Annotated in this window: 28 protein-coding genes; 13 read left to right on the top strand and 15 right to left on the bottom strand. The window is 45.5% G+C overall.

The genetic code is table 11. The features are described 5' to 3' along the window. Positions 1–89 precede the first annotated feature (89 nt). From CDG60_RS15385 to CDG60_RS15375, 3 genes are read left to right on the top strand one after another with little or no spacing between them, the layout of a single operon-like run. The gene (locus tag CDG60_RS15385) at positions 90–989 is read left to right on the top strand and encodes an alpha/beta hydrolase (RefSeq protein WP_087513109.1); all 900 of its coding nucleotides are present in this window, start codon (positions 90–92) and stop codon (positions 987–989) included. Beyond that, on the top strand, positions 986–1,417 hold the full coding sequence (gene trxC, locus CDG60_RS15380; protein ID WP_087513108.1) for a thioredoxin TrxC: 432 nt from the start codon (positions 986–988) through the stop codon (positions 1,415–1,417). Before CDG60_RS15385 ends, trxC begins: the two co-directional genes overlap by 4 nt. Before the next feature lie 20 nt (positions 1,418–1,437). After that, entirely contained in the window at positions 1,438–1,860 is a 423-nt protein-coding gene (locus CDG60_RS15375; protein WP_087513107.1) for an acyl-CoA thioesterase, read from the top strand. A 60-nt stretch (positions 1,861–1,920) separates the two neighbouring features. On the opposite strand, the gene CDG60_RS15370 is transcribed toward CDG60_RS15375, so the two are convergent. From CDG60_RS15370 to CDG60_RS15360, 3 genes are all read right to left on the bottom strand, one after another. Further along, on the bottom strand, positions 1,921–2,427 hold the full coding sequence (locus tag CDG60_RS15370) for a nuclear transport factor 2 family protein (RefSeq protein ID WP_087513116.1): 507 nt from the start codon (positions 2,425–2,427) through the stop codon (positions 1,921–1,923). Between the two features lie 107 nt (positions 2,428–2,534). Beyond that, the gene (locus CDG60_RS15365) at positions 2,535–3,035 is read right to left on the bottom strand and encodes a DUF4442 domain-containing protein (protein ID WP_087513106.1); all 501 of its coding nucleotides are present in this window, start codon (positions 3,033–3,035) and stop codon (positions 2,535–2,537) included. Positions 3,036–3,062: 27 nt separating this feature from the next. Beyond that, on the bottom strand, positions 3,063–3,551 hold the full coding sequence (locus CDG60_RS15360; RefSeq protein ID WP_087513105.1) for a YajQ family cyclic di-GMP-binding protein: 489 nt from the start codon (positions 3,549–3,551) through the stop codon (positions 3,063–3,065). Between the two features lie 91 nt (positions 3,552–3,642). Here CDG60_RS15360 and CDG60_RS15355 point away from each other — a divergent pair, with 91 nt between their 5' ends. Then, on the top strand, positions 3,643–3,957 hold the full coding sequence (locus tag CDG60_RS15355) for a rhodanese-like domain-containing protein (RefSeq protein ID WP_087513104.1): 315 nt from the start codon (positions 3,643–3,645) through the stop codon (positions 3,955–3,957). A gap of 59 nt (positions 3,958–4,016) precedes the next feature. Here CDG60_RS15355 and mnmC read toward each other — a convergent pair whose 3' ends face one another. The 4 genes from mnmC to CDG60_RS15335 are packed head-to-tail and all read right to left on the bottom strand — an operon-like array spanning position 4,017 to position 7,426. Further along, a complete protein-coding gene (gene mnmC / locus CDG60_RS15350; RefSeq protein ID WP_087513103.1) occupies positions 4,017–5,930 on the bottom strand; it encodes a bifunctional tRNA (5-methylaminomethyl-2-thiouridine)(34)-methyltransferase MnmC2/FAD-dependent 5-carboxymethylaminomethyl-2-thiouridine(34) oxidoreductase MnmC1 in 1,914 nt (637 codons plus the stop codon). Between the two features lie 37 nt (positions 5,931–5,967). Continuing rightward, a complete protein-coding gene (locus CDG60_RS15345; RefSeq protein WP_087513102.1) occupies positions 5,968–6,474 on the bottom strand; it encodes an SH3 domain-containing protein in 507 nt (168 codons plus the stop codon). Positions 6,475–6,478: 4 nt separating this feature from the next. After that, entirely contained in the window at positions 6,479–6,781 is a 303-nt protein-coding gene (locus CDG60_RS15340) for a YciI family protein (RefSeq protein ID WP_087513101.1), read from the bottom strand. Positions 6,782–6,811: 30 nt separating this feature from the next. After that, positions 6,812–7,426, bottom strand: a complete 615-nt coding sequence (locus CDG60_RS15335; protein WP_087513100.1) for a septation protein IspZ — start codon at positions 7,424–7,426, stop codon at positions 6,812–6,814. Positions 7,427–7,471: 45 nt separating this feature from the next. On the opposite strand from CDG60_RS15335, the gene CDG60_RS15330 reads away from it, so the two are divergent. Further along, complete coding sequence (locus tag CDG60_RS15330; RefSeq protein ID WP_087513099.1) at positions 7,472–8,323, top strand: PHP domain-containing protein; 852 nt, start codon at positions 7,472–7,474, stop codon at positions 8,321–8,323. 54 nt (positions 8,324–8,377) lie between these two features. Here the strand turns inward: CDG60_RS15330 and CDG60_RS15325 are convergent, their stop codons facing one another. Then, the gene (locus CDG60_RS15325; protein ID WP_087513098.1) at positions 8,378–9,289 is read right to left on the bottom strand and encodes a bestrophin family protein; all 912 of its coding nucleotides are present in this window, start codon (positions 9,287–9,289) and stop codon (positions 8,378–8,380) included. Between the two features lie 74 nt (positions 9,290–9,363). Next, on the bottom strand, positions 9,364–10,056 hold the full coding sequence (radC, locus tag CDG60_RS15320) for a RadC family protein (RefSeq protein ID WP_087513097.1): 693 nt from the start codon (positions 10,054–10,056) through the stop codon (positions 9,364–9,366). A gap of 114 nt (positions 10,057–10,170) precedes the next feature. Between radC and coaBC the strand changes: the two genes are divergently transcribed. The 4 genes from coaBC to CDG60_RS15300 all read left to right on the top strand — a co-directional run bounded on the left by coaBC (position 10,171) and on the right by CDG60_RS15300 (position 13,620). After that, complete coding sequence (gene coaBC / locus CDG60_RS15315) at positions 10,171–11,436, top strand: bifunctional phosphopantothenoylcysteine decarboxylase/phosphopantothenate--cysteine ligase CoaBC (RefSeq protein WP_087513096.1); 1,266 nt, start codon at positions 10,171–10,173, stop codon at positions 11,434–11,436. Positions 11,437–11,622: 186 nt separating this feature from the next. After that, positions 11,623–12,000 (top strand): cytochrome b562, encoded by a 378-nt coding sequence (locus tag CDG60_RS15310; protein ID WP_087513095.1) that lies wholly within the window; start codon positions 11,623–11,625, stop codon positions 11,998–12,000. A 170-nt stretch (positions 12,001–12,170) separates the two neighbouring features. Next, positions 12,171–13,022, top strand: a complete 852-nt coding sequence (locus CDG60_RS15305; RefSeq protein ID WP_087513094.1) for a methylated-DNA--[protein]-cysteine S-methyltransferase — start codon at positions 12,171–12,173, stop codon at positions 13,020–13,022. Next, positions 13,000–13,620, top strand: a complete 621-nt coding sequence (locus CDG60_RS15300; RefSeq protein WP_087513093.1) for an alpha-ketoglutarate-dependent dioxygenase AlkB family protein — start codon at positions 13,000–13,002, stop codon at positions 13,618–13,620. The genes CDG60_RS15305 and CDG60_RS15300 overlap by 23 nt, the downstream gene beginning before the upstream one ends. Positions 13,621–13,666: 46 nt before the next feature. Here the strand turns inward: CDG60_RS15300 and secB are convergent, their stop codons facing one another. From secB to rsgA, 4 genes are all read right to left on the bottom strand, one after another. Continuing rightward, a complete protein-coding gene (gene secB, locus CDG60_RS15295) occupies positions 13,667–14,125 on the bottom strand; it encodes a protein-export chaperone SecB (RefSeq protein ID WP_087513092.1) in 459 nt (152 codons plus the stop codon). Positions 14,126–14,164: 39 nt separating this feature from the next. Continuing rightward, entirely contained in the window at positions 14,165–14,419 is a 255-nt protein-coding gene (gene grxC, locus CDG60_RS15290) for a glutaredoxin 3 (protein ID WP_087513091.1), read from the bottom strand. A gap of 21 nt (positions 14,420–14,440) precedes the next feature. Further along, positions 14,441–14,848: a rhodanese-like domain-containing protein gene (locus CDG60_RS15285; protein WP_087513090.1), complete on the bottom strand. Its 408-nt coding sequence runs from the start codon at positions 14,846–14,848 to the stop codon at positions 14,441–14,443. A gap of 93 nt (positions 14,849–14,941) precedes the next feature. Then, the gene (gene rsgA, locus CDG60_RS15280) at positions 14,942–16,000 is read right to left on the bottom strand and encodes a small ribosomal subunit biogenesis GTPase RsgA (protein WP_087513089.1); all 1,059 of its coding nucleotides are present in this window, start codon (positions 15,998–16,000) and stop codon (positions 14,942–14,944) included. A 122-nt stretch (positions 16,001–16,122) separates the two neighbouring features. Here rsgA and orn point away from each other — a divergent pair, with 122 nt between their 5' ends. The 4 genes from orn to CDG60_RS15260 all read left to right on the top strand — a co-directional run bounded on the left by orn (position 16,123) and on the right by CDG60_RS15260 (position 20,537). Continuing rightward, positions 16,123–16,680 (top strand): oligoribonuclease, encoded by a 558-nt coding sequence (gene orn / locus CDG60_RS15275; RefSeq protein WP_087513088.1) that lies wholly within the window; start codon positions 16,123–16,125, stop codon positions 16,678–16,680. 227 nt (positions 16,681–16,907) lie between these two features. After that, positions 16,908–17,642, top strand: a complete 735-nt coding sequence (locus tag CDG60_RS15270) for a Bax inhibitor-1/YccA family protein (protein ID WP_087513087.1) — start codon at positions 16,908–16,910, stop codon at positions 17,640–17,642. Between the two features lie 155 nt (positions 17,643–17,797). Next, complete coding sequence (locus CDG60_RS15265; protein WP_087513086.1) at positions 17,798–18,601, top strand: enoyl-ACP reductase FabI; 804 nt, start codon at positions 17,798–17,800, stop codon at positions 18,599–18,601. A 127-nt stretch (positions 18,602–18,728) separates the two neighbouring features. Then, on the top strand, positions 18,729–20,537 hold the full coding sequence (locus CDG60_RS15260) for a tetratricopeptide repeat protein (protein ID WP_087513085.1): 1,809 nt from the start codon (positions 18,729–18,731) through the stop codon (positions 20,535–20,537). 71 nt (positions 20,538–20,608) lie between these two features. Here the strand turns inward: CDG60_RS15260 and CDG60_RS15255 are convergent, their stop codons facing one another. Both CDG60_RS15255 and CDG60_RS15250 read right to left on the bottom strand, forming a co-directional pair. Then, positions 20,609–22,030 (bottom strand): efflux transporter outer membrane subunit, encoded by a 1,422-nt coding sequence (locus CDG60_RS15255; protein ID WP_087513084.1) that lies wholly within the window; start codon positions 22,028–22,030, stop codon positions 20,609–20,611. A gap of 21 nt (positions 22,031–22,051) precedes the next feature. Then, positions 22,052–24,046 (bottom strand): MacB family efflux pump subunit, encoded by a 1,995-nt coding sequence (locus tag CDG60_RS15250; RefSeq protein ID WP_087513083.1) that lies wholly within the window; start codon positions 24,044–24,046, stop codon positions 22,052–22,054. Position 24,047 lies beyond the last annotated feature (1 nt).

Below are 24,047 nucleotides of genomic sequence, written 5' to 3'. Positions count from 1 at the left end.
TGCTTATGATAGCATTAAGCTGAATTCAGAGCTGAATGTATTGAAATTTTATCGCGATTATAAACATAAAATAACGCAATGGAGCGCGTATGCATTCTTATACAGTTGAACCATTGTATGTGAAGTCTGAACAGGAAGTGATAGCAGCCGATTTTTATCGTCCGGTTGCTGTAAAAAAGCCTGCTGTCATTATTATGGCGCATGGTCTTGCTGCATTGCGTCAGTTCAGACTGGTTCAGTATGCAAAGCGTTTTGCCCAGGCAGGTTATGCAGTGGTGCTGTTTGATTACCGTTACTGGGGTGGGAGTACCGGACGACCACGCGAACTGGTGTCCTTAAAAGCACAGCTCGAAGACTGGCGGACCATGATTGCTCATGTGGCTGAAAGAAAGTCCATTGATAACAGGCGCATTGTGCTATGGGGAACATCCTTAAGCGGTGGGTATGTACTGGATCTGGCTTCTGAATTAAAGAATGTTCAGGCGGTGATCGCGCAGATTCCATTTGTGGATGGTGCTGAAAGTGCAAAGCTGTATCCGATTCAGCAGTTGCCTAGAGCTTTAAAAGTTTCAAGTCAGGATTATATGGGCGCCAAAGTCGGTATGTCCCCCAGAAAACTTCCAGTTGTTGCCCGGAATGAGCTGTGTTTTATACCGACTCAGGACAGTTATCAGGGGTATATGTCCATTGTCCATCCTGATTTTTACTGGAGCGGGGAAATTCCTGCCCGGGTTTTCTTTCATTTAATCCGTTACCGACCGATTCAGGATGTCCGTAAAATCAGTATTCCTGTGCTGTTTATTGCCGCTCGTCAGGACAGCCTGATTTCCATTGAGTCCAGTCGTGAAACGGCAACCAATATTGCACCCTTTGTGCAGTATCATGAATGGGATATGAAGCATTTTGAAATTTATCATGGACAATGGTTGGAAAAAGCAATTTCGACCCAATTAGATTTCTTACATGAACATATTGGAGTGGGTGAATGATTATTGTCTGTCCTGCCTGCGGTGCAAAAAACAGAGTACCGGAAGATAAAATTGAATCAGGTCCTGCCTGCGGTCAGTGTCATCAGCCCCTGATTCCGCTGGCACCGATTGAACTGAATGAACAGAATTTCAGTAATTTTATCAGTAACAGTGATTTACCTGTGCTGATTGATTTATGGGCAGAATGGTGTGGTCCATGCAAAATGATGGCACCCCATTTTGCTGAAGTGGCAAAGCATAATCCGCATGTGATTTTTGCCAAAATTGATACAGAAGCCAATCCACGCCTGAGCAGCGCATTCAATGTCAGAAGTATTCCTACCCTGGTCTTAATGAATAAAACCACGGAAGTTGCTAGAATAAGCGGTGCGCTTAGATCCCCACAGCTACAGCAATGGCTGGATCAGCAGCTGAATGTCTCAAAATAATGTGAAAGACTGGAGTGAATGTGTCAGAAGCTCATGTAAAACCTGAAGGAACCTTATCCCTTCAAACGATTGCAATGCCTGCGGATACCAACTGGAGTGGTGATGTATTTGGTGGATGGATTGTGTCACAGATGGACCTTGCAGGAGCGATTCACGCAGAACGCTTCAGTAAAGGACGCTGTGCAACAATTTCAATCAATCAGATGACTTTCCTGGTTCCAGTTAAAGTTGGCGATGTGATCAGCTGCTACACAAAAATTCTGAAAGTGGGAAATACTTCAATTCAGATGCAGATTGAGGTCTGGGACAGTCATGACAGTTCGCGGGAAGCTAAACGTGTGACTGCGGGTGTATTCACCTTTGTTGCAGTGGATGTTGCAGGCAACAAACGTCAGATTCCTGAAGAAGTAAAACTGAAATATGCTGAATCACAGAATGCATAAGATCAGTTGATCTGAAAAATCCCAGCCTTGACTGGGATTTTTTTATTTCTTAAATCAGAATCAGAACATGGTATTGCTGTTTGCAGGCTGTGCTGGAACTGCCTGCTGTACATCCCAGTGTTCTATAATTTTTCCATTTTCAACTCTGAAAATGTCGACAATGGCAACGCCTGCATCCTGCGCATTCTGTGTGGAATGTACATGCAGTACAACCAGATCTCCTTCAGCAACGGCACGTTTGATGATGCTTTTTGCTTCAGGGTTTTCTTTGAAATGCCCGATAAAATAGTCCACAAAAGGTTTTTTACCATCAGGGACATGCGGATTATGCTGAATATACTGACTTCCAATATAGCGGTCGGCATATTCTTTGACCTGATGTTTGATAAAAACACCTTCATAAAAATCGATGACAGCTTTTTTATTCTGTTCTGCTTTTTGTATTGCAGACTGAGTCTGATCAGTGGAATGGCTCTGTGTTTCAGCCGTGCGGGTGGGTAGCTGATGACATGCACTCAGCAGAAGTGGGGCTGCAAAAAATGCAGCCAGTAAAACTTTTTTGTTCATCATAAAACTGACCTGAAGGAAGATGGCTCTATTCTGCAATGGAGTAAAGCATCTGATCTGTAAGGAAAGGTCAGTCTTGTGTATGGAATCGTTATATTGAGGGCTGTTTACTTTTTCAGGCGGCTTTTAGATACCCATGCCCAGAGCATTTCAGCCTGTACAGGTTCCTGACCTGATTCATCTGTCAGTACAACAGAAACCAGTGTTTCGCCTTTATCTGTGCTTTGCATTTCCTGAATCTGTGCATCAGTCAGTGTTGCTACAGCACGCATATCACCTTTGGATGGGCGCTTGTAATCAATTTTCATGCTTTTAATCAGTACAATGGATGTATCAGGTACATTCATGCCTGTTACAAAACCTGTTGCTGTTTCTGCAAGTAAAGCCATGGCGATGGCATGCAGCTGATTGATATGGTTCTGCATTCCACGATGGTTCTTCAGCTCCACAATCACGGTGTTGTGGCTGACTTCAATATATTTAATACCGGCTGTACCGACCATAGGCACGACCCGACCAAAGGCTTTACTCCATAATGTACTGCGTACACCTTTGGGAAATCTGGATGTTGCTTTTACCAGTTTTGCTAAACGATTGGTCTGAGTCATGTGGTTACCTATGTGTTCATCAGGAACTTAGTCTTTAAAATTATTGAACTGTAAAGGCACACCAAACTGCTGTTCTTTCAGAAATGCCATTACCTGCTGCAAAGTATCGCGTTTTTTATCTGTAACACGAATTTTGTCACCCTGAATGGAAGATTGCACTTTGATGCCACTTTCTTTAATGGCTTTATTAATTTTTTTCGCGGTATCTGAGTCAAGTCCATCTTTAAGTTTGATGACCTGAACAACATTTTTACCTGAAGCCGTCATTTTCTGTGGATCAAGTGCCTGGATATCCACTTTACGTTTAAAGAAGTGACTTTCAAGCATGGAGTAGACCTGCTCACACTGGAAATCACTTTCAGTACTGATTTTAATTTCCTTGGATTTTTCATTCAGTTCAATGGAAACATCCTGTCCGCGGAAATCAAAACGGGTTGCAATTTCTTTTTGGGTGTTTTGAACTGCATGATTTACTTCAAAAACTTCCAATTCGGAGACAATATCAAAAGAAGGCATGGTTTAGACCTTTACAAAGGGAAAGAATATCTGAGATGCTAGGGATGTTTTCTTCATTTGCCAAGTGTTGTTTACATCAAAGGAGTGCGCAATGATCCGTAAAATCGAAATTACAACATTTGAGTTCCCAGAAAATGCAGTCATCTGGGATGTCCGTGACAATAAAGCGTTTGCTGAAAGCCATTTAAAAGGAGCTGTGAACCAGCCGATTGATGGTTTAACTGCGGATAGCTTAACTCAAGTGAATTCGGATCAGCCTATTTACATTTTATGTGGCGGCGGTAGTAAAGCTCCACGTGCAGCTGAAAAACTTGAGGGTTTTGACAGTTCACGTGATTATATCGTTCTGATGGGAGGCACACGTGCAGCACGTGATGCAGGCTTATCACTGGAATCAGATCACTGAAAAAAAGCGCCGAAAGGCGCTTTTTTATGGACAGCATTTCAGTGACAACATGAAGAAAATCAGTTTTCGCCAGTGGCATGGTGCTTTTTAGGTACTTTACGGCTGCTGCGGAAGCGTAAAGGATTTAACTGCTTCAACAGCTTTTCAGGAACAGGGCAGGCTTCTTTTAATATCAGTGCTGCCATAATTTCACCGCATAAAGGTGAATATAAAAAACCTTTTGAACCCAGACCTGCATAAGTATAAATTTCTGAGTTTTCATCCAGTCTGCCTAAGACAGGGAAAAAGTCAGGTGTCTGCGCACGGATACTTGCACGACCTTGCCATTCGGACACAGGTGCTAATGATTCTGCATATTGAGGAAAGACATTGTGGATAAGTTCAAGGTTATGCACATGATCATCTTCCAGCACATCGATATCTTCACGACCTGGTAAAAATGATGCACCCAGGATCAGTTGCTGATCATTTAACTGCATACAGTACCCACCGTAACTGTAAGCCTGTGCTTTACTCAGTGCAGAACCTGCATTGTCCAGCCAGCTGACCTGCCCCCGTATGGGTCTGAGTACAGGATAAAGCTCAAAAAAAGTTGAACTCTGTTTTGCAGCGCAGATGACGGCATGATCAAAAACCACTGTTTCAGCAGACTCTGCCATCTTCAACTGTACTTTTTCATTCAGAAATTCGACGGACTGAATATCTGCCTGGTAAAAATCAATCAGTGGATGTTGCAGTATTTCTTCACAGAGTAAATGTGGTGATACCGCACCTGCCTGAGTCAGCAGAATCGATGGATATTCTGTTTTCAGATCACAGGGCTGTTTCTGGAGTAGGTTCTCAGGATAATCATCTGCGAGTGCGAGGCTTTCTTCTGCTTTTTTCAGCGCAATCTGATGGACTACAAGTGGGCGGAACGCACTGAACTGACGGTAATGTCTCAGTGCATACTGCCAGGTGACGGTCATGAGATGGTAGTCACTCATGGCAATACTTCCCAGTTTGGGATTCAGCAGAGCCAGTGGATTACCAGATGCGCCTGTAAGAGGTGCAGTTCTATCGTAGAGACTCACCTGATGTCCACGCTGTGCGAGTGACCATGCACAGCTTAAACCGGCTATTCCTGCGCCTATAATGGCAATTTGACGAGGTCTGGATAGCGAGTGCCCGTCAGTTGCCGTTTTTTTTTGAGCGGTATTGTCAGAATGCTCTGCTGGAGTCATCGTATCAGCTTCTGTTTCGGCTTCCAGCCAGACGGCTTTAAGCATTTCCCGCTTATGACCAAAACCACGGGGACGGGTCACTATAATGCCGTGACTGCGTAAGCCTCGTTTTAACACACCCGCCACACTGAAAGATGAAAAAGTCGTACCTGTGTCAGACAGGCGGACAATATGATTCAGGACATTTTCTTCCCACATGTCCGGATTGCATGACGGTGCAAAACCATCAAGGAACCAGGCATTGACTGTGGAGGTCTTTGGCATCTGTGGAAATACATCATGTGCATCGCCCAGCCAGAGATCCAGTGAAAAGCGGTGCTCAGGAAAATTCAGGCGATGACAGCCAGCCACAGGAAGCGGGTATTGCTCAATTAGAAGTTCCGCCAAAGGTTTCAGTTCCGGCCAGGCATTCAGCGCACGGATCAGATCGGATTTTGACAGAGGAAATTTTTCAACAGATACAGCATGAAGATGACTGTGATTGTCAGGTTTGCATTCCTGCCACAACTGCCATAAAGCCAGAATATTCAGCCCTGTACCAAAGCCAGTTTCACCGACACAGAAATACTGATGGCTCTGTAATGCAGATAGACGCTCAGTCAGATCATTTCCATTGAGAAAGACATGTCGGGTTTCAAGCAGACCATTGTCTTTGGAAAAATAAACATCACCAAACTGGCGGGAAACAGGAATTTCAATTCCATCAACACACTGCCAGTCCAGGCTGGCAGTTTGAATGGCTTCAGACAAGACAGTAACCTTATTTAAGAGAGAGAATCAGAGATTATTACCACTGACGGCGTCGTTTGGTATAGACATAACTTGCGATCAGGAATCCAAGAAATACACCGACAGCAATCGTTGCAGCACCATACAGGAACATCTGTGCACTGCGTTCACTCTGTAAAACCTGAACCTGAACACCCAGGTTGTCATTTTTCAGCTGAAGTTCCTGATTCTGTGCCAGGGCATCCAGATTGGCTTTTTCCAGCTGTTGCAGGCGGGTGGCCTGGTCTTTGACCAGTGCTTTGACGCTTGCTTCCTGGAGTACTTTATTTTTTGCAATCTGTTCAGCCGTCAGTGCTTTGCTTTCAGGTGTCTGTCCCTGAGCAGATGCAGATGCTGCAGTTGACGAAGCAGCCGCTGACAGAATGCCTGGTTTACTGGCAGCATTCTGAACAGCTGCAGTTGCGGTCGTTGCCGGAGCTGCAGCAGGCGCTGGTGCTGTTTCTACAGCCCATGCAGTGGAACATACGAGTGACAGACCCAGTAGACCAGTAACAACGACACGCATTTTTTTATCCTTTAGGGAAGGCTTTGTTGAACGGTTTTACGTCAATATGACCATAAACACCTTCTTTCAGAAAGGGTTCTTCCTGTAACCATGCATCCAGTGCTTCACGGCTTTCAAAGTCAACAATCATGGTACTGCCATAGAAACCTGCCTGAGGATTCCCAGGTTCTTTAGGCATGGCACCTGCAACAATCAGACGACCTTCATTGTCCAGCTGCTGTAGACGTTCAATATGCTGTGGACGTGTTTCCAGGCGTTTTTCCACTGTACCTTCAATATCAGTACAGGTTAATACGAATAATGGCATAATTTTTTCCGGAAATTCAAATACTGAATTTTACTCTTCAGATGATTTAAAGTGTTTACGCAATACAATAAACTGGATAATGATAAAGGAAATCATCACAATCATGTCGCCGAATGCGGTAAATTCGCCCCAGTATTTGCCGCCCATGAAAAAGAATGCAAAAAAAGCATGCAACAGTGACATCACAATAAACATCGCAGCCCATGCAAAATTCAGATTCATCCAGCCTTTAGGGGTGAAATTAAATACAGGATCAAACAGACGCTGAATGAGTGGCTTTTTATCTGTCCCAAAATATGGAGAAAGCAGAAATACCCCTGAGAATGCCAGATTCAGCAGAACTGCTTTTAATTTAATGTAGGTCGCATCCCGCAGAGCCAGCGTGACACCGCCCAGCACAATCGTGATTACAAGAATGATCAGCTGCTGTTTTTCCAGTCTGAATTTCTGATAAATGAACAGACCGCCGTAGATCACCATCATGGACAGAATCAGTCCAAGAGTTGCCACCAGAATTTCATTATTATTGATGCCGCCTGTGTAGCCGATTAACTCAAGTAATGGATGATGGCTGTCTTTAGGATCTACTGTTTTTAATAAGTAATAGAAAATAAGAATTGGCACAAAGTCTAAAAGTGCTTTCATGTTAGAGTATCTGAATCTGCTCGGCTAAACGACATAGTATAAGTGATGGAAGGACTGGATTTACATACACACAGCAATATTTCTGATGGAACTTTGTCACCGGCACAGCTGGTGCAGGCTGCCCATGAGCGTGGTGTGCATACGCTTGCACTGACGGATCATGATACAATGGATGGGCTGGATGCAGCGGGAGCCGCGGCTCAGACTGTAGGCATGACCATTGTTTCAGGTGTGGAAATTTCCAGTCAGTGGTCCAGACCCTCCACGAAAAAAAGTTATGGCGTACATATTGTTGCATTAAACATGCAGAATCCTGAACCTTTACAGCGTGTACTTGAGCAGCAGAAACAGATCAGGGCAAGCCGTGCACGTCAGATCTGTGATCTGTTGGTTCCGCTGATCGGGCAGGATATTTATGAAGATGTGCTGAGCAAAGTAGACCATGTTCCAGATCGTGTCACGCGGACGCATATTGCAAAAACACTGGTGGAAAAAGGCATAGTCAGTAGAGTACAGCAGGCTTTTGACAAATATATCAAGGAAGGCAAAAAAGCCTACGTCAGATTTGATGGACTGGGACTGGAAGAAACTGTTCGGGTGATTCATGAAAGTGGTGGATTTGCTGTGCTGGCACATCCGACCAAATATGATTTATCTGCAACCAATATCCGTTATCTGATTGAAATATTTGCAGGATATGGTGGCGATGCTGTTGAACTTCCACCGAATATTGAACCAGCTTCGACCCGACAGATGGTTGACCGGATGATTGCGCAGTTCAGTCTGAAAGTATCGGTTGGCAGTGACTATCATGGCGATCACATGCCCTGGATTAAACTTGGAAATATTCCACGAGTAAAAGAAGGGCAGATCGGTATCTGGGAATCTTTTAAATAATTGATTTAGGTTTCAATCCAGACCTTCTTCGCAGTGAAGGTCTGTGAAAATGAATTACAGCAGATTATGATCCTGCGCCTGAATGGGTGGCGGTGTCGGTTTACCTAAAGTTCCCAGCAGTTCAATTTCAATGGTTCTGACCATGGAATCAAGCGGTAAATCATTGCTCTGAGTTCCAAAAGGTTCTTCAATTTCAGAGCTTAAAGCATCCAACCCAAGAAAAGTATAAGCCAGGATACCCACCAGTAGAGGTGTTGCAAGCCCAAGAGTGGAACCCAGACTGAACGGCAGCATAAAGCAGAAGAAATAAACAGTACGGTTCAGCAGGACCGAGTAGGCAAAAGGTAAAGGTGTGGTTGCTATGCGGTCACAACCGGTCTGTACCAGGCTCAGTTCCGTCACATGATCGTTCATCTGTGTATAAATAATATCGGAAATTTCACCTTCTTTCATCGCCTGCATCAGCTCCCACTGAATCAGGCTGAGCGTATATTGCGGTGCATTTGCATGCTGGTACAGCTGAGTGACAGCCTGCTGACTCATACCGCTGGTTTCCACCAGGGCAGTGGGATTGGCAGTCTGGTGTCTTAATCGGTCACGCAGGACGTTGGCAAACGCAATCACATGCTGAATGACCCGCTCACGTCGCCCCTGACTCAGCATACGGCAGTCACGGTCGAAATGGCGTGCATTGGCAATGAGCATGCCCCACAGTTTGCGGGCTTCCCACCAGCGGTCATAACAGGCAGTATTTTTAAAACCGAGGAAAATGGACAGTACAACACCGATCAGGGTGAAGCCGACCAGGGGCATTTCTGTAAAATGAAAGTAGTCAATATAAGATAAGCCACCAATAATGGTGGAGAGCAGCATAACAACCCCTAATGGTGGCAATACCTTAGGCAGGATCGTTCCACGCCATGAGAAAAGCAGCCTGAAAACACTGGGTTGGTCACGCACAATCATGATTTTTTATGTCTTTCGGTTTTGTGTTGATCTTCATGGCTTGCCTTGCTTTTGTCAAGGGTTCGCAACCCGAATCATGCCAGTTTCATGCAGTCGTTTTCTGCAAATGAAAAGAAACCGTCCTGGGTGATAATACAGTGATCGAGTAACTGGATTTCGGCCAGGTGGAGTGCCTGCTGAATTTGCAGGGTCAGTGTCATATCTGCCTGTGAAGGCTGTGCTTTACCAAAGGGATGATTATGGGCAATCACAATGGAGCTGGCATGCTGCTGAATGGTGTGTCTGAGTAACTGATTGATGGAAATTTCACAGGAATTCAGTGAGCCGTAAAAGAGCTTTTTAAAACTGATTTTACGCAGTTCAGCATCAAGGCACAGTACAGCAAAGACCTCCTGTGTTTCTCCGAGCAGTTCAAATCGTAGAAAGTCTTTGAGTACAGTGGAACTGGTAATTTCAATTTTTTGCTGAAATAAATGCTGGGCTGTATAGCGTCGTCCAAGTTCACGGACGGCAATCAGCTGAGAATATTTGGACAGCCCCATGCCATGAAATCTGCACAGATCCTCTAGCGAGGCATTCAGTACACGACTCAGACTGCCAAAATGCTGAAGCAGCATACGGGCAAGTTCAACTGCTGAATGCTGTCTTGAGCCTGAACGAAGAAAAATTGCCAGCAGTTCTGCATCAGACAGACTGTCTGCCCCTTGCTGAATCAGACGCTCACGGGGACGTTCCTGTTCAGGCCAGTGTTTTATTGAAAAATTCATTGTTTTTAGACTTTTTTATTATGAAATAGGTGTGAATTACCCGAGTATGTGACTTGGGAATGGGTATATTTAATGATATTGTGAGCGCCACTGCAACAGAAAGGTAGCCTGATCGTGAGTTTCGATCTCAGTGTATTTGCAAATAAAAATATTATTCTTGCGGTTACAGGTGGTATTGCCGCCTATAAAAGTGCCATTTTAGTCCGCCGTTTAAAGGATTACGGCTTTAATGTCCGTGTGGTCATGACCAAAGGCGCACAGGCTTTTATTACTCCACTGACTTTTCAGGCTCTTTCAGGCAATCCTGTACATACCGAATTACTCGACACTGAAGCAGAAGCGGGCATGGGGCATATTGAGCTTGCACGCTGGGCAGACCTGATTCTGGTGGCACCTGCCAGCTGTGACAGCCTTGCTAAATTTGCTGCCGGTCTGGCAGATGACCTGTTGAGTACTTTATATCTGGCAACCAAAGCACCTGTCTGGGTTGCACCTGCCATGAATCAGCAGATGTGGGCAGCCAAAGCCACACAGCGTAATTTAAATACCCTGGTGGAAGATGGCGTACATGTCATCATGCCTGCGGCAGGAGCTCAGGCATGTGGTGATGTTGGACTGGGACGTATGCCGGAACCTGAGGAAATTGCAGAGCAGGTCAAAGATTATTTCCACAAGGCACAGCGTGCCCTGGCAGAAAAGTTTGGTCTGCTGGCAGGGAAAAAAGTCACGATTACGGCAGGTCCTACCCGTGAAGCGATTGACCCTGTGCGTTATATTTCCAATCACAGTACCGGAAAAATGGGCTTTGCAATTGCCGCTGCCTGTTATGCCGCTGGGGCAAAAGTGACTTTGCTGGCAGGTCCGGTCAGTCTGGATACACCAAACGGTGTCCGTCGTATCAACGTTTCATCGGCAATGAAAATGCTTGATGAAAGTCTGCATCAGCTGGAAGAAGGCTGCGACATCTTTATTGCAACTGCCGCCGTGGCAGACTATCGGGTTGCTGAAGTTGCAGAGCATAAAATTAAAAAAGCAGGTGATGAACTGAATGTCGCACTGGTGAAAAATCCGGATATTGTGGCAACCATTGCTCAGCAGAGCAAACGTCCATTTATGGTGGGCTTTGCCGCAGAAACCCGTAATGTAGAAGAATATGCAGCGGGGAAACTGGTGGCCAAGAAGCTCGATATGATTGCCTGCAATGATGTTTCACGTAAGGATATCGGTTTTGCTTCTGATGAAAATGCCATGACAGTATTTTTTGCAGAACAGTATCAGATGGAAAAACGTGATCTGGAAAAAGCATCCAAGCAGGAAATTGCTCAGCAGCTGGTGGAGGCTGTTCATGATGCCTTGCACAATGAAATAGATCCTGTCTAAATCTTTTTTCCATTCAGAAAACAAAAAATGCAACGAATCCGTTGCATTTTTTATGTGTCATCCACTATGTTGATCTTTGACTGGAATGTCATCATAAATACAGTTCAGGGATGCACAGGATCATCTGCATCATACATTTCACAATAACGCAGCCACAGTTTTACAGAACAATCAAAGGAATTGCTCATGATTAAAAAAACTTTAGCCACACTCCTGTTTTCATCTGCCTTGCTGGTCAGCAGTCTGAGTTTTGCAGAAACACTTGAGCATAATATGGAGACACTGGCTAAAAACTATAAGGCATTTAATAAAGCTGAAAATACCAAAGATGCACAGAAAGCACTGGACAGTATGAAAACGGCTGCTCTGGATGCAAAAAAGGTCAAATTAAAAACAGCAGACCGTAAAGCACTGACATCAGATGCTCTGTATGATCAGCTGATTGGACAGATTGATAAGGCCAGTGCATTGCTGAAAGCCGGTCAGCTGGCACAGGCAAAAATTGAGGGTCAGAAACTGAAAACCATACGTGATGCAGGACACTCGGTGTATCACCATCACTGAAGCTGGAGTCTGAAATCTAAACCGCGTGATCATCATGCGGTTTTTTATTAATGTCTGATGGGATGGCAGAGAAAACTGCGCATGATCTGGATTTTGCAGACTGGAGCAGACTGATACAGTGAGCTTAGGATTTTCATGAATCCATATCTGTCAGGACACTGGAGAAGAATGTGCAGCAGCAAAGACAGTTTGAACGGATTGCCAGTGCAATAGAATTTATTCAGCATAATTTTAAAACTCAGCCCAGTCTGGATGAGGTTGCTGCCCATCTGCATCTGAGTCCTGCGCATTTTCAGCGGTTATTTACTGAATGGGCAGGAACCAGTCCCAAGAAATTTTTACAGTACATCAGCCTGAATTATGCAAAACAGCAGTTACAGCAAAACTCTGTGCTCGAGAGTGCTTATGCCACAGGTCTGTCCAGCCCCAGCCGCCTGCATGACCTGTTTATTCAGATTGAAGGTATGACACCTGCTGAATATAAAAGTGGCGGGAAAAGTCTGAATATTCATTATCAGTTTGCTGATACCCCTTTTGGTTGCGTACTGATTGCGTCCACAGGCAAAGGGATCTGTCATATGTCATTCACTGATCTGTTGACCAGTAATGATATGAAGGCACTGGACGGCTTGCGGGCAAAATTTCCTGAAGCAACTTTTGTAGAGCAGCAGGACAGTTTTCAGCAGCATGCACTTGCGATGTTTCAGTCAGAACAGACTGAGTTTTCACAGATCAAACTGCATCTGAAAGGGACAGATTTCCAGTTAAAAGTCTGGGAATGCCTGTTGAAAATTCCAATGGGGCAACTGAGCAGCTATGGTGAAATTGCTGCCCGAACAGGAAAGCCAAAAGCATCCCGTGCTGTTGGAACAGCTGTTGGTTCAAATCCCGTGGCTTTTTTAATCCCTTGTCACAGGGTGATTCAGGCAACAGGAATACTCGGTGACTATCATTGGGGAAGTGTCCGTAAAACGGCAATGATTGGCTGGGAGGGAGCACATGTTCACTCAGAAGGACAATGATTCTCAGCCACTGAAGAACTTACTGCCTTATGATGGCTGTGTGGAGTACTACGGTAAAGTTTTTGATGAGCAGGCAGCCAGTCTCTTTTTTGAAAAGCTGCTAAGTAATATTGACTGGAAACAGGACAAAGCCATTATTTTTGGTAAAACCATTTATACCCAAAGAAAAGTTGCGTGGTACGCAGAGCGACCATTTTCCTATACGTACTCCAGAACAACGAAACATGCGCTGCCGTGGACAGCCGAACTACTTGAAATTAAAACGGTGGTGGAGCAGCTGACAGGGGAGCATTTTAATTCCTGCCTGCTGAATCTGTACCATTCGGGCAATGAAGGAATGGCATGGCACAGTGATGGTGAGACTGAACTGAAAAAAGGGGGAGCAATTGCGTCAGTCAGCTTTGGCGCCGTGCGGAAATTCTGCTTTAAGCATAAACAGAGCAAAGAAAAAGTGGATGTGATACTTGAGCATGGCAGTTTACTGGTGATGAAAGAAAATACGCAGACTCATTGGTTGCACAGGCTTCCACCTGCAAAGAAAATCGAAACCGCACGCATTAACCTGACGTTCAGAATAATGACTGAAAACGGGCAATAAAAAAGACCGCATAAAGCGGTCTTTTTTTCTGAGTTCAGACTGAAACTTAAGCCTGACCTTCAGCAGCAGCGCTCTGAGCACGCTCAAGGTTCGCTTCAAACTCTGCATCAAAGTTGATTGGAGTCAGAAGTAACTGAGGGAAGCTGCCTTTGGTAACCATGTCATTCACAGCTTCACGCAGGAACGGGAAAAGAATGTTCGGGCAGTATGCACCTAAGATGTACGGAAGACGTTCTTCTTCAACACCATCCACCAGGAAAATACCAGACTGAGTCACGTCAACAATAAAAGCAGTCTCACCAGCATTGTTTGCCTGTACCACAACTTTTAAAGCCACTTCAAAGTGAGTCGGATCAATTTTTTCAGCCGAAGATGAAAGATTGATATTTAACTCTGGTTGCCATTCCTTCGTGAATACCTGTGCCCCAGGAACCTCAAATGAAATATCTTTTGTATAAATACGTTCTAATGCCAGTTGTGGCTGAACCTGTTGTTCTTCACTCATTCTTTAATCCTTAATTATGAAGACATAATCATCTGATGTTTATGCCAGTAATTCGTCAAGTTTACCTTCACGTTCCAGTGCATACAGCTGGTCAAACCCACCGATGAACTGTTCGTTAATGAAAATCTGAGGAACTGTACGGTGTTTAGTGCGCTGCATTAACTCCATACGGACTTCAGGTTCTTCATTGGATAAATTGATTTCTTTATATACCACACCTTTACGCTCAAGAAGCTGTTTTGCGCGGACGCAATATGGACATACAGAAGTTGAATAAATAGTGACTTCAGCCATTTTAAATCTCCTTAAGCGAAATTATTTGCTTTTAACCAGTGGTAAGCCCTGAGCTTTCCAGTTGTTGACACCACCGTCAAGACGGTAAGCATCTGCATGACCCACCTGCTGTAATGCAGTACCGGCAATCTGACCCAGATTACAGATAAAGACCAGCGGACGGTCTGTTGCTTTTAACTCTTCAAGATGTTTGGTCAGCTGGCTGTACGGAATATTGCGGCTGCCACTGATGTGACCTTCACGAAAATCCTTGGCATCACGCAGATCAATCAGCATGGCATTTTTTGCTTTGACTAAAATACCCAGTGATTGTGCTGAAATTTTACGACCGTTACGCTGTCCTTCAAGAACGAAAAACAGAACAATCAGAACCGCGAGTGTTCCAAACAGGAAGGGGTGATTCCCCATAAATTCGAACCAGCGTTCCACAAGTCACCTAACTACAATTTAAAATTGCCAAGAGTATAGCTCATAAATATGGCGATCAAAATCACCGCTTCAAGGGCTGGGAATGAATAAAACCTAATTTTTTTGCTGAGCTTCAACAATTTCATCGGTTAAGCGTAAAAAACTGTCCAGCCGACGGGCTAAAATTTCGCCATCCTGCACAGCCTGACGTAAAGCACATTGCTTTTCATGCTTATGGGTGCAGTTGCGGAACTGACAGTAGCCGAGCCGGTTTTCAATTTCAGGAAAGCCACGCTGAACTTTTTCAGCATCCAGATGCCACAGACCAAATTCACGGATTCCCGGTGAATCAATCAGTGCGCCGTTTTCGCCAAAACGGATCAAACGGGTGGATGTGGTCGTGTGCTGACCCAGTGCGGAGTTCTCAGAAATAATATTGGTTTTCTGAGCTGCATCCGGCACGATGGCATTGATCAGAGAACTTTTTCCGACGCCTGACTGCCCAACAAAAGCAACTGTTTCACCATCCAGACGCTGCTGAAGCTCCGTCAGATCTCCCATGGAATGAGTCTGCATGACTTCATAGCCAAGGTTCTGATACTCCTGAATCAGATCCAGAACCGGATCATTTTCCTGAAGCAGGTCAGTTTTGTTCAGTACAAGTAGGGCAGCAATATCCGCCTCTGCACAGGCAACCAGATAACGGTCAATCAGACCGGGTGCAGGTTCAGGCAGTGCTGCAAATACAATTACAATCAGACTGATGTTGGCAGCCACAGGTTTGACTTTATGATAACGGTCAGGTCGGGTCAGCAGTGATGTACGGGGTTGAATCGCAGTAATGATTCCAAGTCCTGTGTTCGGATCAGCCTGCCATTTTACACGGTCACCTGTGACCAGCAGTTCAAGGTTGGTACGGGTGTGACATCGCCACACGCTGCCCAGTTCGATGGCTTTCCAGGCAGGCTCAGGTTCGCCTTCAGCAACGGTCGGTTTTTCAGGATGCACCTCAGGTACAGAAAGTGCCTGTACTTCAAGCTGTCGTCCATAATGCTGGACAATCAGACCTTCAAGGTCACTGGAAGTATCTGCTTCTTCCTGACGTGTCTTGTGTTGCTTATGAATGCGGCGCTGCTGCTGTTCAGTCAGTCGACGCTTGCGGATTAAAGCCATTCATTTCCTAAAACCGTGAACTCAGGTAGGCAAAAATAGCATGAAGCAGGGTATCAGTTACAGCCAGAAAGCAATTAATTTGCTACTATTGATGTTTTACAGCCTAATAAGATTGCACATTTATGAGCAGCACACCTGATACCCGCCTGATCTGGATTGACCTTGAAATGACAGGTCTTGATACTGACAACGACCGGATCATTGAAATTGCAACGATTGTTACGGATGATAATCTGAATATTCTTGCGGAAGGTCCTGTTCTTGCGGTGCATCAGTCCGATCTGATCCTGAATGCAATGGATGAATGGAATACCCGTCAGCATGGTCAGTCAGGACTGATTGAACGTGTACGTCGCAGTAAACTGACTGCTCAGGATGCAGAACAGCAGACACTTGAGTTCCTGAAAAAATGGGTCAGCCCAAAATCATCACCGATGTGTGGTAACTCCATCTGTCAGGATCGTCGTTTTATGCACCGCCTGATGCCGGAACTGGAACAGTTCTTCCATTACCGTAATCTGGATGTTTCTTCGGTGAAAGAACTGGCAAAACGCTGGCGTCCAGAAATCATGGGTGGTCTGAAAAAGAATGCTTCGCATCTGGCAATGGATGACATCCGTGACTCGATTGCGGAACTGAAATACTACCGTGAATATTTCTTTATTATGAATAAAGACTGATGCAGATAAAAAGAGGCGAAAGCCTCTTTTTACTTTTTAAACACATGAAAGTTAATAATTTAAAACAATGCCTGCAAACTGAAAATGCGTTATAGTTCACGGAAAATTTGTGATGAATTTTTTTTCAGTTATAGTACAGAGTATCTTTGAAATTAAACCTTAGTCTGACATTGTATTGAGTAAGTGTTTCCCTTTCCCTGTTTTTAAATTATAAAAATGAGAGCGTTATGCAAAGTAATAACCCGATTTTAACCCGTGTGGAAGCCACAACTGACTTCAGTCAGCCGATGACCGTCCGTGGTGCAATTCAGAAATCTGTGCTGTTGACCGTCATTGCTGCTGTGCTGGGTCTGGGCGTGTTTCTCTACAGCTTTATGACACAGAATGTTTCTATGGCTTATGCGGCTGCACTGGTCGGTGGTATCGGTGGTTTCATTCTGGCACTGATCACGACATTCAAACCGAATACAGCGCCTGTACTGGCAATCCCTTATGCTTTTTTTGAAGGTGCATTTCTGGGCGGTGTTTCGGTCATTTTCCAGCTGCGTTTTCCTGGTGTACCGCTTCAGGCATTACTTGCGACCTTTGTGACGACACTGGTGATGTTTGGTCTGTACCGTTTTCAGATTATCCGTGCCACAGAGAAATTCAAAGCAGTGGTCATGTCTGCCAGTATTGCGATTGCACTGGTGTTCGTGGTGCAGATGGTCATGCGCTTGGCATTCGGTTCGAGTATTCCTTATCTGTTTGAAACCAACCTGCTGGGTATTGGCTTTGCAGCATTTGTAGCGGTGATTGCATCTTTGAACCTGATTCTGGATTTTGATCTGATTGAAACTGGGGCATCTCAGTACGCACCTAAGGCTTATGAATGGTTGTGCGGTATTGCAATGCTGGCGACGCTGGTGTGGATGTATTATTCATTCATGCGCCTGCTGAGCATGTTACAGGGTGACGACTGATCTCCCTTAAATTTTAAACTGAATGACTGATCGCTCTTTGAAAGGGCGATTTTTTTGTTTATCTCAGCAGGATTTAAAAAAAGTCGCATTATGCAATTTCTTAAATACCTGAGACAGGGCATTATTGTCGTCAAATTACTTTAAGTGAGATTCACATGGCACAAGGACTACTGGCAGGTAAGCGTTTTCTGATTGCGGGTATTGCAAGTAAATTATCCATTGCTTTTGGTATTGCACAGGCATTACATCGTGAAGGTGCTGAACTGGCTTTTACTTATCCGAATGAAAAACTGAAAAAGCGTGTGGATGAATTTGCAGCGCAATTTGGTTCTGAGCTTGTCTTTCCTTGTGACGTTGCGGTAGATGCCGAGATTGACAGTGCATTTGCAGAACTGGCAAAACACTGGGATGGTCTGGATGGCGTGGTGCATTCAATTGGTTTTGCACCTGCGCATACACTGGATGGTGACTTCACTGACGTGACTGACCGTGACGGTTTCAAAGTGGCACATGACATCAGCGCATACAGCTTTATTGCAATGGCACGTGCTGCCAAGCCTTTACTGGCTGCCCGTCAGGGTTGTCTGCTGACACTGACCTATCAGGGTTCTGAATATGTAATGCCAAACTATAACGTAATGGGTATGGCAAAAGCATCGCTTGAAGCGGGTGTCCGTTATCTGGCATCCAGTCTGGGTGCAGAAGGTATCCGTGTCAATGCGATTTCAGCAGGTCCGATCCGTACACTGGCTGCGTCAGGCATTAAATCATTCCGTAAAATGCTGGATGCCAATGAGAAAATTGCACCACTGAAACGTAATGTCACCATTGAAGATGTGGGTAATGCCGCACTGTTCCTTTGCTCGCCGTGGGCAAACGGTATTACCGGTGAAATCCTGTATGTTGATGCTGGCTTTAATACGGTTGGTATGAGCCCTTCAATGATGGATGATGAATAAGTTTCTGTTCAAGTCTGACATTATTGAAAAAAGCGCCTGATTTCAGGTGCTTTTTTTATGGAAAAATTTAAAATAGACTGAAGCTGTTTTTAAAAATAAAAGAAACAATAATTTCTGGGGAAAGCTGATGTGGTTTTTATTGGTACTGATTTTAGCGATAGGTGGTCTGGCCTTCTGGATGTGGAAACGTCCTGACCCTGTTACACGGGATCAGAACAATGTTCAGAGCGAACTCTGGTTTGAGCAGCTGGAGGCACAGCTCGGTTATGCAGAGGAACTTGTGAACAGTGGGACTGAAGCTGATCATGAGCGTGCATATCAGATTTATACCGATCTAGGGCAGAAGTATGAACTTCCTGATGCATTTATCAATATGGCTGCCATGCAGCTCAAGGGGCAGGTGAAATCACCTGATGTACAGACCGCGGTGGCTCAGCTGGAAAAAGCATACCGTATGGGCAGTGATGTTGCCGCATTTCGCCTGGGCGGGATCTATGACTGTGCTGACTATGAGCGTGAAGATAAAGAAAAAGCAGCTTACTGGTATCAGCATGCCATTGCGAAAGGCAATACCGATGCTCAGTTTCAGATGGCAATCAAATTTCTGCAGGGCGATGGCGTGGAAAAAGATGAAGTCCGCGCCATGAAAATTCTGAAAAATAATGCCGAGCAGGGCAATGCGGCATCACAGTATATTCTCGGACAGCATTTCTGTGCAGAAGGTTCTGAGCAGGATTTTATTGCAGGGCATGGTTATCTGCATCAGGCTGCTGAAAACCGCCATCTGGATGCAACGCTGATGCTTGCTGAGCATTACAGCCGTGGGATCGGGGTTCCTGTAAATTCTGCAACAGCTTTAAAATATGCCAAAAACAGTGTGGAACTTGGAAGTACCCAGTTTGCCTATCCGTATTATCTGGCTGTCCTGCGTGGATTGTTTGATACTGAACAGCAGCCTGTGGTGGTCAGCCAGCTTGAAAAAATGGCAGAAAAGAAAGACAGCATGGCACTGAGCCTGCTGGGAACTGCCAGTTTTAATGGATGGGGTGTTCCCTGTGATAAGCAGCGTGCTTTTCAGTTATGGTCTGAGGCGGCACATGCCGATGATCTGATTGCATTATGCAGTATTGCAGCGCTGTATTTTGAGGGGGATGTCGTCGATAAAAACACCCAGAAAGCATTTGGCATTTATCAGCATGCACATGCTATAGAAGCTCAGATGACCAGTAAAATGGGACTCGGAATCTGCTATTTACTTGGGGAAGGAGTTGCACAGGATCACAATCAGGCAAAAGAGCTGATCAGTGATGCAGCTGAGAGTTATATGGGCTATAAAGTCGAGACTCAGGCGGATATCTATTATGCACTGGGGCTGTATTACAGCAGTGAACTGATTCCAGTCATGAACGGTATACGTACCCGTCAGTATCTTGAATATGCCTATATCTCAGGCTCAGAAAAAGCAGCCTGTAAACTGGCAGGCAACTATCTGAAAGGATTGGGTGGGCTTGAGCAGGATGATACTCAGGCATTCAAATGGTATGAAAAAGGTGCTGAGCGTGGCGACCAGGAATGTTATGCCCAGCTGGGTATTCTGTATCTGTCTGGACAGGGCACTAAGCAGGATTATGCGCAGGCTTTGCACTGGCTGAAACGGGCTGAAGAACATCAGGACAGTCTGGCAATCAATCATCTTGCAGAAATGTATGAAAAAGGGTGGGGTGTGGAAAAAGACCTCAGCTATGCTGTCAGTATGTATGAAAAGGCAGCAGCCATGAATGAGCCTGAAGCCTGCTATCAGCTGGGGCGGTTATATTTACAGGGAGAGGGTGTGGTGCGGAATCTTGCAGAAGCGAGAAACTGGCTGGATAAAGCCCGCTCACTGGGTTATGAAAAAGCAGAACAGCTGTATCAGCGGCTGGATGAATATTTCTGATCATGTACAGACCCTGTAAAAAAAGAGCCTCAGATGAGGCTCTTTTTTATGATGGATGTATAAGTGTTTATTCAGCTGTCTGATTCAGAGCCTGGAAGCTGTCTGACTGGGCTGCCACCCAGTGCTTGCATGAGCGTGACGTAAGCATTGTACTGATTCTGTCTTGTCTGAACCAAAGTCAGTCGTGCATTACGGGTTGTCTCCTGTGCATCCAGCAGGTTTTTCAGGGCAATCGCGCCATTTTTATAACGGACCTGAGTCAGGCGTTCAGTCTTTTCTGCCAGTTCAAGATTACGTTGCTGTAAGGCAACCTGTTTGTCCAGTTCACTGCGGGCAGAAAGTGCATTTTCAGTATCTGCAAAAGCCTGATATAAGGTCTGGCGGTACTGGATAATGGCTTTTTCATAATCCAGTTCACTGATCTTCAGATCTTTTTTCATGTCATTGTATTGAAGAAAAGGCAGGCTTAGACTTGCTCCAAGAGACAGTGCAGGATTCTGCAGCAGCTGCGTCAGCGATGTACTGCTTGCCCCCAGATTGCCCGTCAGACTGATGGACGGATAATAACTGGCTTTGGTGGTATCTTTATTTACCAGTGCTTTGCGTAAGCGCAGTTCAGCTGCATTTAAATCGGGACGACGTGAGAGCAGGCTTGCTGGCAGACCTGCTGAAATATTTGGTAAGCTGACACGAGGCAGTCGCTGTGGTTCCTGAATATTCAGCTGCTGTACAGGAATATCGAGCAACACCGCGAGTGCGGTACGTGCTTCGACACGCTGCTGATCAATCTGGCTCAGACTGGCTTTCTGACTTTGTACAGACTGTTCAGCCTGGGTCAGATCCAGTCCGGAAACAGCACCTGCTTTATACTGGGCACGAACCAGTTCATAGGTTTTCTGTGTGGATGCCAGATTCTGCTGTACGGTGCTGTAGCGTTCATTTAAATAACCGAGCTGCCAGTAGAGGTTGGCTGTGGTCGCAACCAGGCTCTGACCGGTTGCCTGTAGATCCTGTTCGGTTGCTTTGGCTTCCCACTGACTGGCTTCAGTCTGACGGGCAAGTTTTCCAAACAGATCGACCTCATAGCTCACACCACCACTCAGAGACAGACCTTTAGAGGCATCATCACCTGAATGCAGGTCTACACTGTGTCCGGCAGAAACACCTGAACTGACCCGTACTCCCTGTTTATTTTCAGTGAGTCCAGCCTGTAAGCGGGCTTGCTGTAAATTGATGCCTGCTACTGCCAGATCACTGTTTCGGGTCATGACCTGATCCACCAGCTGGTTCAGCTGACTGTCACCGAACAGTGTCCACCACTGATCTGCATAGAGATCATTCTGAATCTGTTTACTGCTGGCTTTGTTATAGGCAAAACTTTCGGGAATGCTGACTGCTGGTGCCTGATAAGGTGTTTTCACCACGGCAGCACATCCGACCAGACTGCTTCCAAGAACAAGGGCAGCTGTAAGTTTTGTTAAATTCATCTGCATGAGAAATTCCTTATTTCCTGGTTATTCACGGGACAGTGCATCGACAGGGTCAAGCTGTGCGGCATTGCGTGCTGGAATGAAGCCGAAGACCACCCCAATCAGTGTGGAGCAGACAAAGGCAGCAATAATGGATGTTGTGGAATACGCCATCTGGAATGTGCCTTTGGCAAAGTGTCCGATAATCTGACCAATACCCAGAGAAAGCAGCACACCGAGAATACCACCTAAAATACAGACCAGAATGGCTTCAATCAGGAACTGTTGCAGAATGTCAGACTGACGTGCTCCAACTGCCATACGAACCCCAATTTCCTGAGTCCGCTCAGTTACAGACACCAGCATGATGTTCATGACCCCAATTCCCCCGACCACCAGGGAAATGACTGCAATTGCAGATACCAGCAGGGTCATGGTCGCCGTGGTCTGCTCAATGGTTTCACGGATACTGTCAGAGTTCTGCGTAAAGACATCCTGTGCGTTGTGCCGTTGTTCCAGCAACGCCAGAATCGCATTTTCAGCCACAGCACTCGGGTATTCATCTTTCACACGGACAGTGATGTTACGCACATTGGACTGACCCAGCATACGGCTCATGACCGTTGAATAAGGCAGATAGACATTCAGACTGTCCGAATTTCCCATCATGCTTTTCTGAGCTTCAGTGACACCAATAATCCGGCTTGGTAAATTCCCAAGCAGAATCACCTGACCGACAGGGTCGGTACCATCTGCAAAGAAGGTGTTTTTTGTATTGTTGTCAATGACAACATCCTGTGCCAGCTGATTGACACTCTGTTTGTCAAAAGCCTGACCCTCAGCGAGGTTGATCCCTTTGACGTAGAAAAAGTCATTGCCGACACCATTGACACTGATGGATGCCTCTGTGTCTTTGAAGCGACCCGTCACACTGGAACTGACTGAAGGACTGACACCATCGACATAAGGCTGTTCAGCGAGCGCTTCTGCATCGGCAGGAATCAGTGTTTTTGCCTGAGCTGTTTTGGAGTTGTCACCGAAACCACGCCCCTGGAAAATGGTAATGGTGTTGGTGCCCAGACTGCTGATATTTTCCAGAATCTGTTTCTGTGAACCATTTCCGAGTGCGACGACCGAAACGACTGACGCAATCCCGATAATAATTCCGAGCATGGTGAGGAAGGTCCGCATACGGTGTGCATTCATCGCCAGCAATGCCATATTGAATGCTTCACCGAAACGGTCGAAAGTCGCCCGAAGAACCGATGATTTTTTCTGCTTCTCGATGCCATCAGCCTCAATGAGCTGCTCGGTATGACCTTCTGTTTCAGGTGTGTTTGGACGGTCAGAGATAATATTACCGTCACTGATTTCAATAATACGGGTCGCATTTTTTGCAACATTCAGATCATGTGTGACTAGAATGATGGTGTGACCTTTGGCATTCAGCTCACGTAAAATACGCATCACTTCGATACCACTGTTTTTATCCAGTGCACCGGTCGGTTCATCTGCCAGAATGACATCGCCGCCATTCATCAGGGCACGGGCAATGGATACACGCTGTTGCTGACCACCTGAAAGCTGATTGGGACGGTTCTGTGTTTTGTCACCCAGACCCAGTTCTGTCAGCAGTTCATGTGAGCGTTTCTGACGTGCAGCAGGATCAACTCCTGCATAAATTGCAGGAACTTCGACGTTCCCCGCGGCGGTCAGGTCTCCGAGCAGATGATAACGCTGGAAAATAAAACCGAAATATTCACGGCGTAACTGTGCCAGCTCATCAGGTTCAAGTTTACCGGTTTCACGACCATTGACCTTGTAACTGCCTGAAGTCGGTTTGTCCAGACAGCCCAGGATATTCATCAGGGTCGATTTACCAGAACCTGACTGTCCCACAATGGCAACCAGTTCACCTGGATAAATCTTCAGGTCGATGCTTTTTAAAATCTGAATCGTGGACTCACCCGCAGGGAACTCACGAATCAGATTGCTGACCTCGAGCAGAGGTTGCGTATTCTGACTGTTGTTCTGATCCATG

This window comes from Acinetobacter chinensis, from assembly GCF_002165375.2.
GTDB classification, from domain to species: Bacteria; Pseudomonadota; Gammaproteobacteria; order Pseudomonadales; family Moraxellaceae; genus Acinetobacter; species Acinetobacter chinensis.
The sequence above is the reverse complement of the archived record's forward strand: the minus strand, read 5'-3'. Positions and strand labels throughout refer to the sequence as shown.

Excerpts from the sequence above, each read along its gene's own strand:
- CDG60_RS15335 (WP_087513100.1), bottom strand. The coding sequence starts at position 7,426 with ATGAAAGCACTTTTAGACTTTGTGCCAATTCTTATTTTCTATTACTTA.
- CDG60_RS15385 (WP_087513109.1), top strand. The coding sequence starts at position 90 with ATGCATTCTTATACAGTTGAACCATTGTATGTGAAGTCTGAACAGGAA.
- CDG60_RS15325 (WP_087513098.1), bottom strand. The coding sequence starts at position 9,289 with ATGATTGTGCGTGACCAACCCAGTGTTTTCAGGCTGCTTTTCTCATGG.
- CDG60_RS15260 (WP_087513085.1), top strand. The coding sequence starts at position 18,729 with ATGTGGTTTTTATTGGTACTGATTTTAGCGATAGGTGGTCTGGCCTTC.
- CDG60_RS15365 (WP_087513106.1), bottom strand. The coding sequence starts at position 3,035 with ATGACTCAGACCAATCGTTTAGCAAAACTGGTAAAAGCAACATCCAGA.
- CDG60_RS15355 (WP_087513104.1), top strand. The coding sequence starts at position 3,643 with ATGATCCGTAAAATCGAAATTACAACATTTGAGTTCCCAGAAAATGCA.
- CDG60_RS15330 (WP_087513099.1), top strand. The coding sequence starts at position 7,472 with ATGGAAGGACTGGATTTACATACACACAGCAATATTTCTGATGGAACT.
- CDG60_RS15300 (WP_087513093.1), top strand. The coding sequence starts at position 13,000 with ATGTTCACTCAGAAGGACAATGATTCTCAGCCACTGAAGAACTTACTG.
- orn (WP_087513088.1), top strand. The coding sequence starts at position 16,123 with ATGAGCAGCACACCTGATACCCGCCTGATCTGGATTGACCTTGAAATG.
- CDG60_RS15265 (WP_087513086.1), top strand. The coding sequence starts at position 17,798 with ATGGCACAAGGACTACTGGCAGGTAAGCGTTTTCTGATTGCGGGTATT.
- trxC (WP_087513108.1), top strand. The coding sequence starts at position 986 with ATGATTATTGTCTGTCCTGCCTGCGGTGCAAAAAACAGAGTACCGGAA.
- grxC (WP_087513091.1), bottom strand. The coding sequence starts at position 14,419 with ATGGCTGAAGTCACTATTTATTCAACTTCTGTATGTCCATATTGCGTC.
- rsgA (WP_087513089.1), bottom strand. The coding sequence starts at position 16,000 with ATGGCTTTAATCCGCAAGCGTCGACTGACTGAACAGCAGCAGCGCCGC.
- CDG60_RS15250 (WP_087513083.1), bottom strand. The coding sequence starts at position 24,046 with ATGGATCAGAACAACAGTCAGAATACGCAACCTCTGCTCGAGGTCAGC.
- radC (WP_087513097.1), bottom strand. The coding sequence starts at position 10,056 with ATGAATTTTTCAATAAAACACTGGCCTGAACAGGAACGTCCCCGTGAG.
- CDG60_RS15340 (WP_087513101.1), bottom strand. The coding sequence starts at position 6,781 with ATGCCATTATTCGTATTAACCTGTACTGATATTGAAGGTACAGTGGAA.
- CDG60_RS15360 (WP_087513105.1), bottom strand. The coding sequence starts at position 3,551 with ATGCCTTCTTTTGATATTGTCTCCGAATTGGAAGTTTTTGAAGTAAAT.
- CDG60_RS15270 (WP_087513087.1), top strand. The coding sequence starts at position 16,908 with ATGCAAAGTAATAACCCGATTTTAACCCGTGTGGAAGCCACAACTGAC.
- CDG60_RS15255 (WP_087513084.1), bottom strand. The coding sequence starts at position 22,030 with ATGCAGATGAATTTAACAAAACTTACAGCTGCCCTTGTTCTTGGAAGC.
- CDG60_RS15310 (WP_087513095.1), top strand. The coding sequence starts at position 11,623 with ATGATTAAAAAAACTTTAGCCACACTCCTGTTTTCATCTGCCTTGCTG.
- CDG60_RS15345 (WP_087513102.1), bottom strand. The coding sequence starts at position 6,474 with ATGCGTGTCGTTGTTACTGGTCTACTGGGTCTGTCACTCGTATGTTCC.
- CDG60_RS15370 (WP_087513116.1), bottom strand. The coding sequence starts at position 2,427 with ATGAACAAAAAAGTTTTACTGGCTGCATTTTTTGCAGCCCCACTTCTG.
- secB (WP_087513092.1), bottom strand. The coding sequence starts at position 14,125 with ATGAGTGAAGAACAACAGGTTCAGCCACAACTGGCATTAGAACGTATT.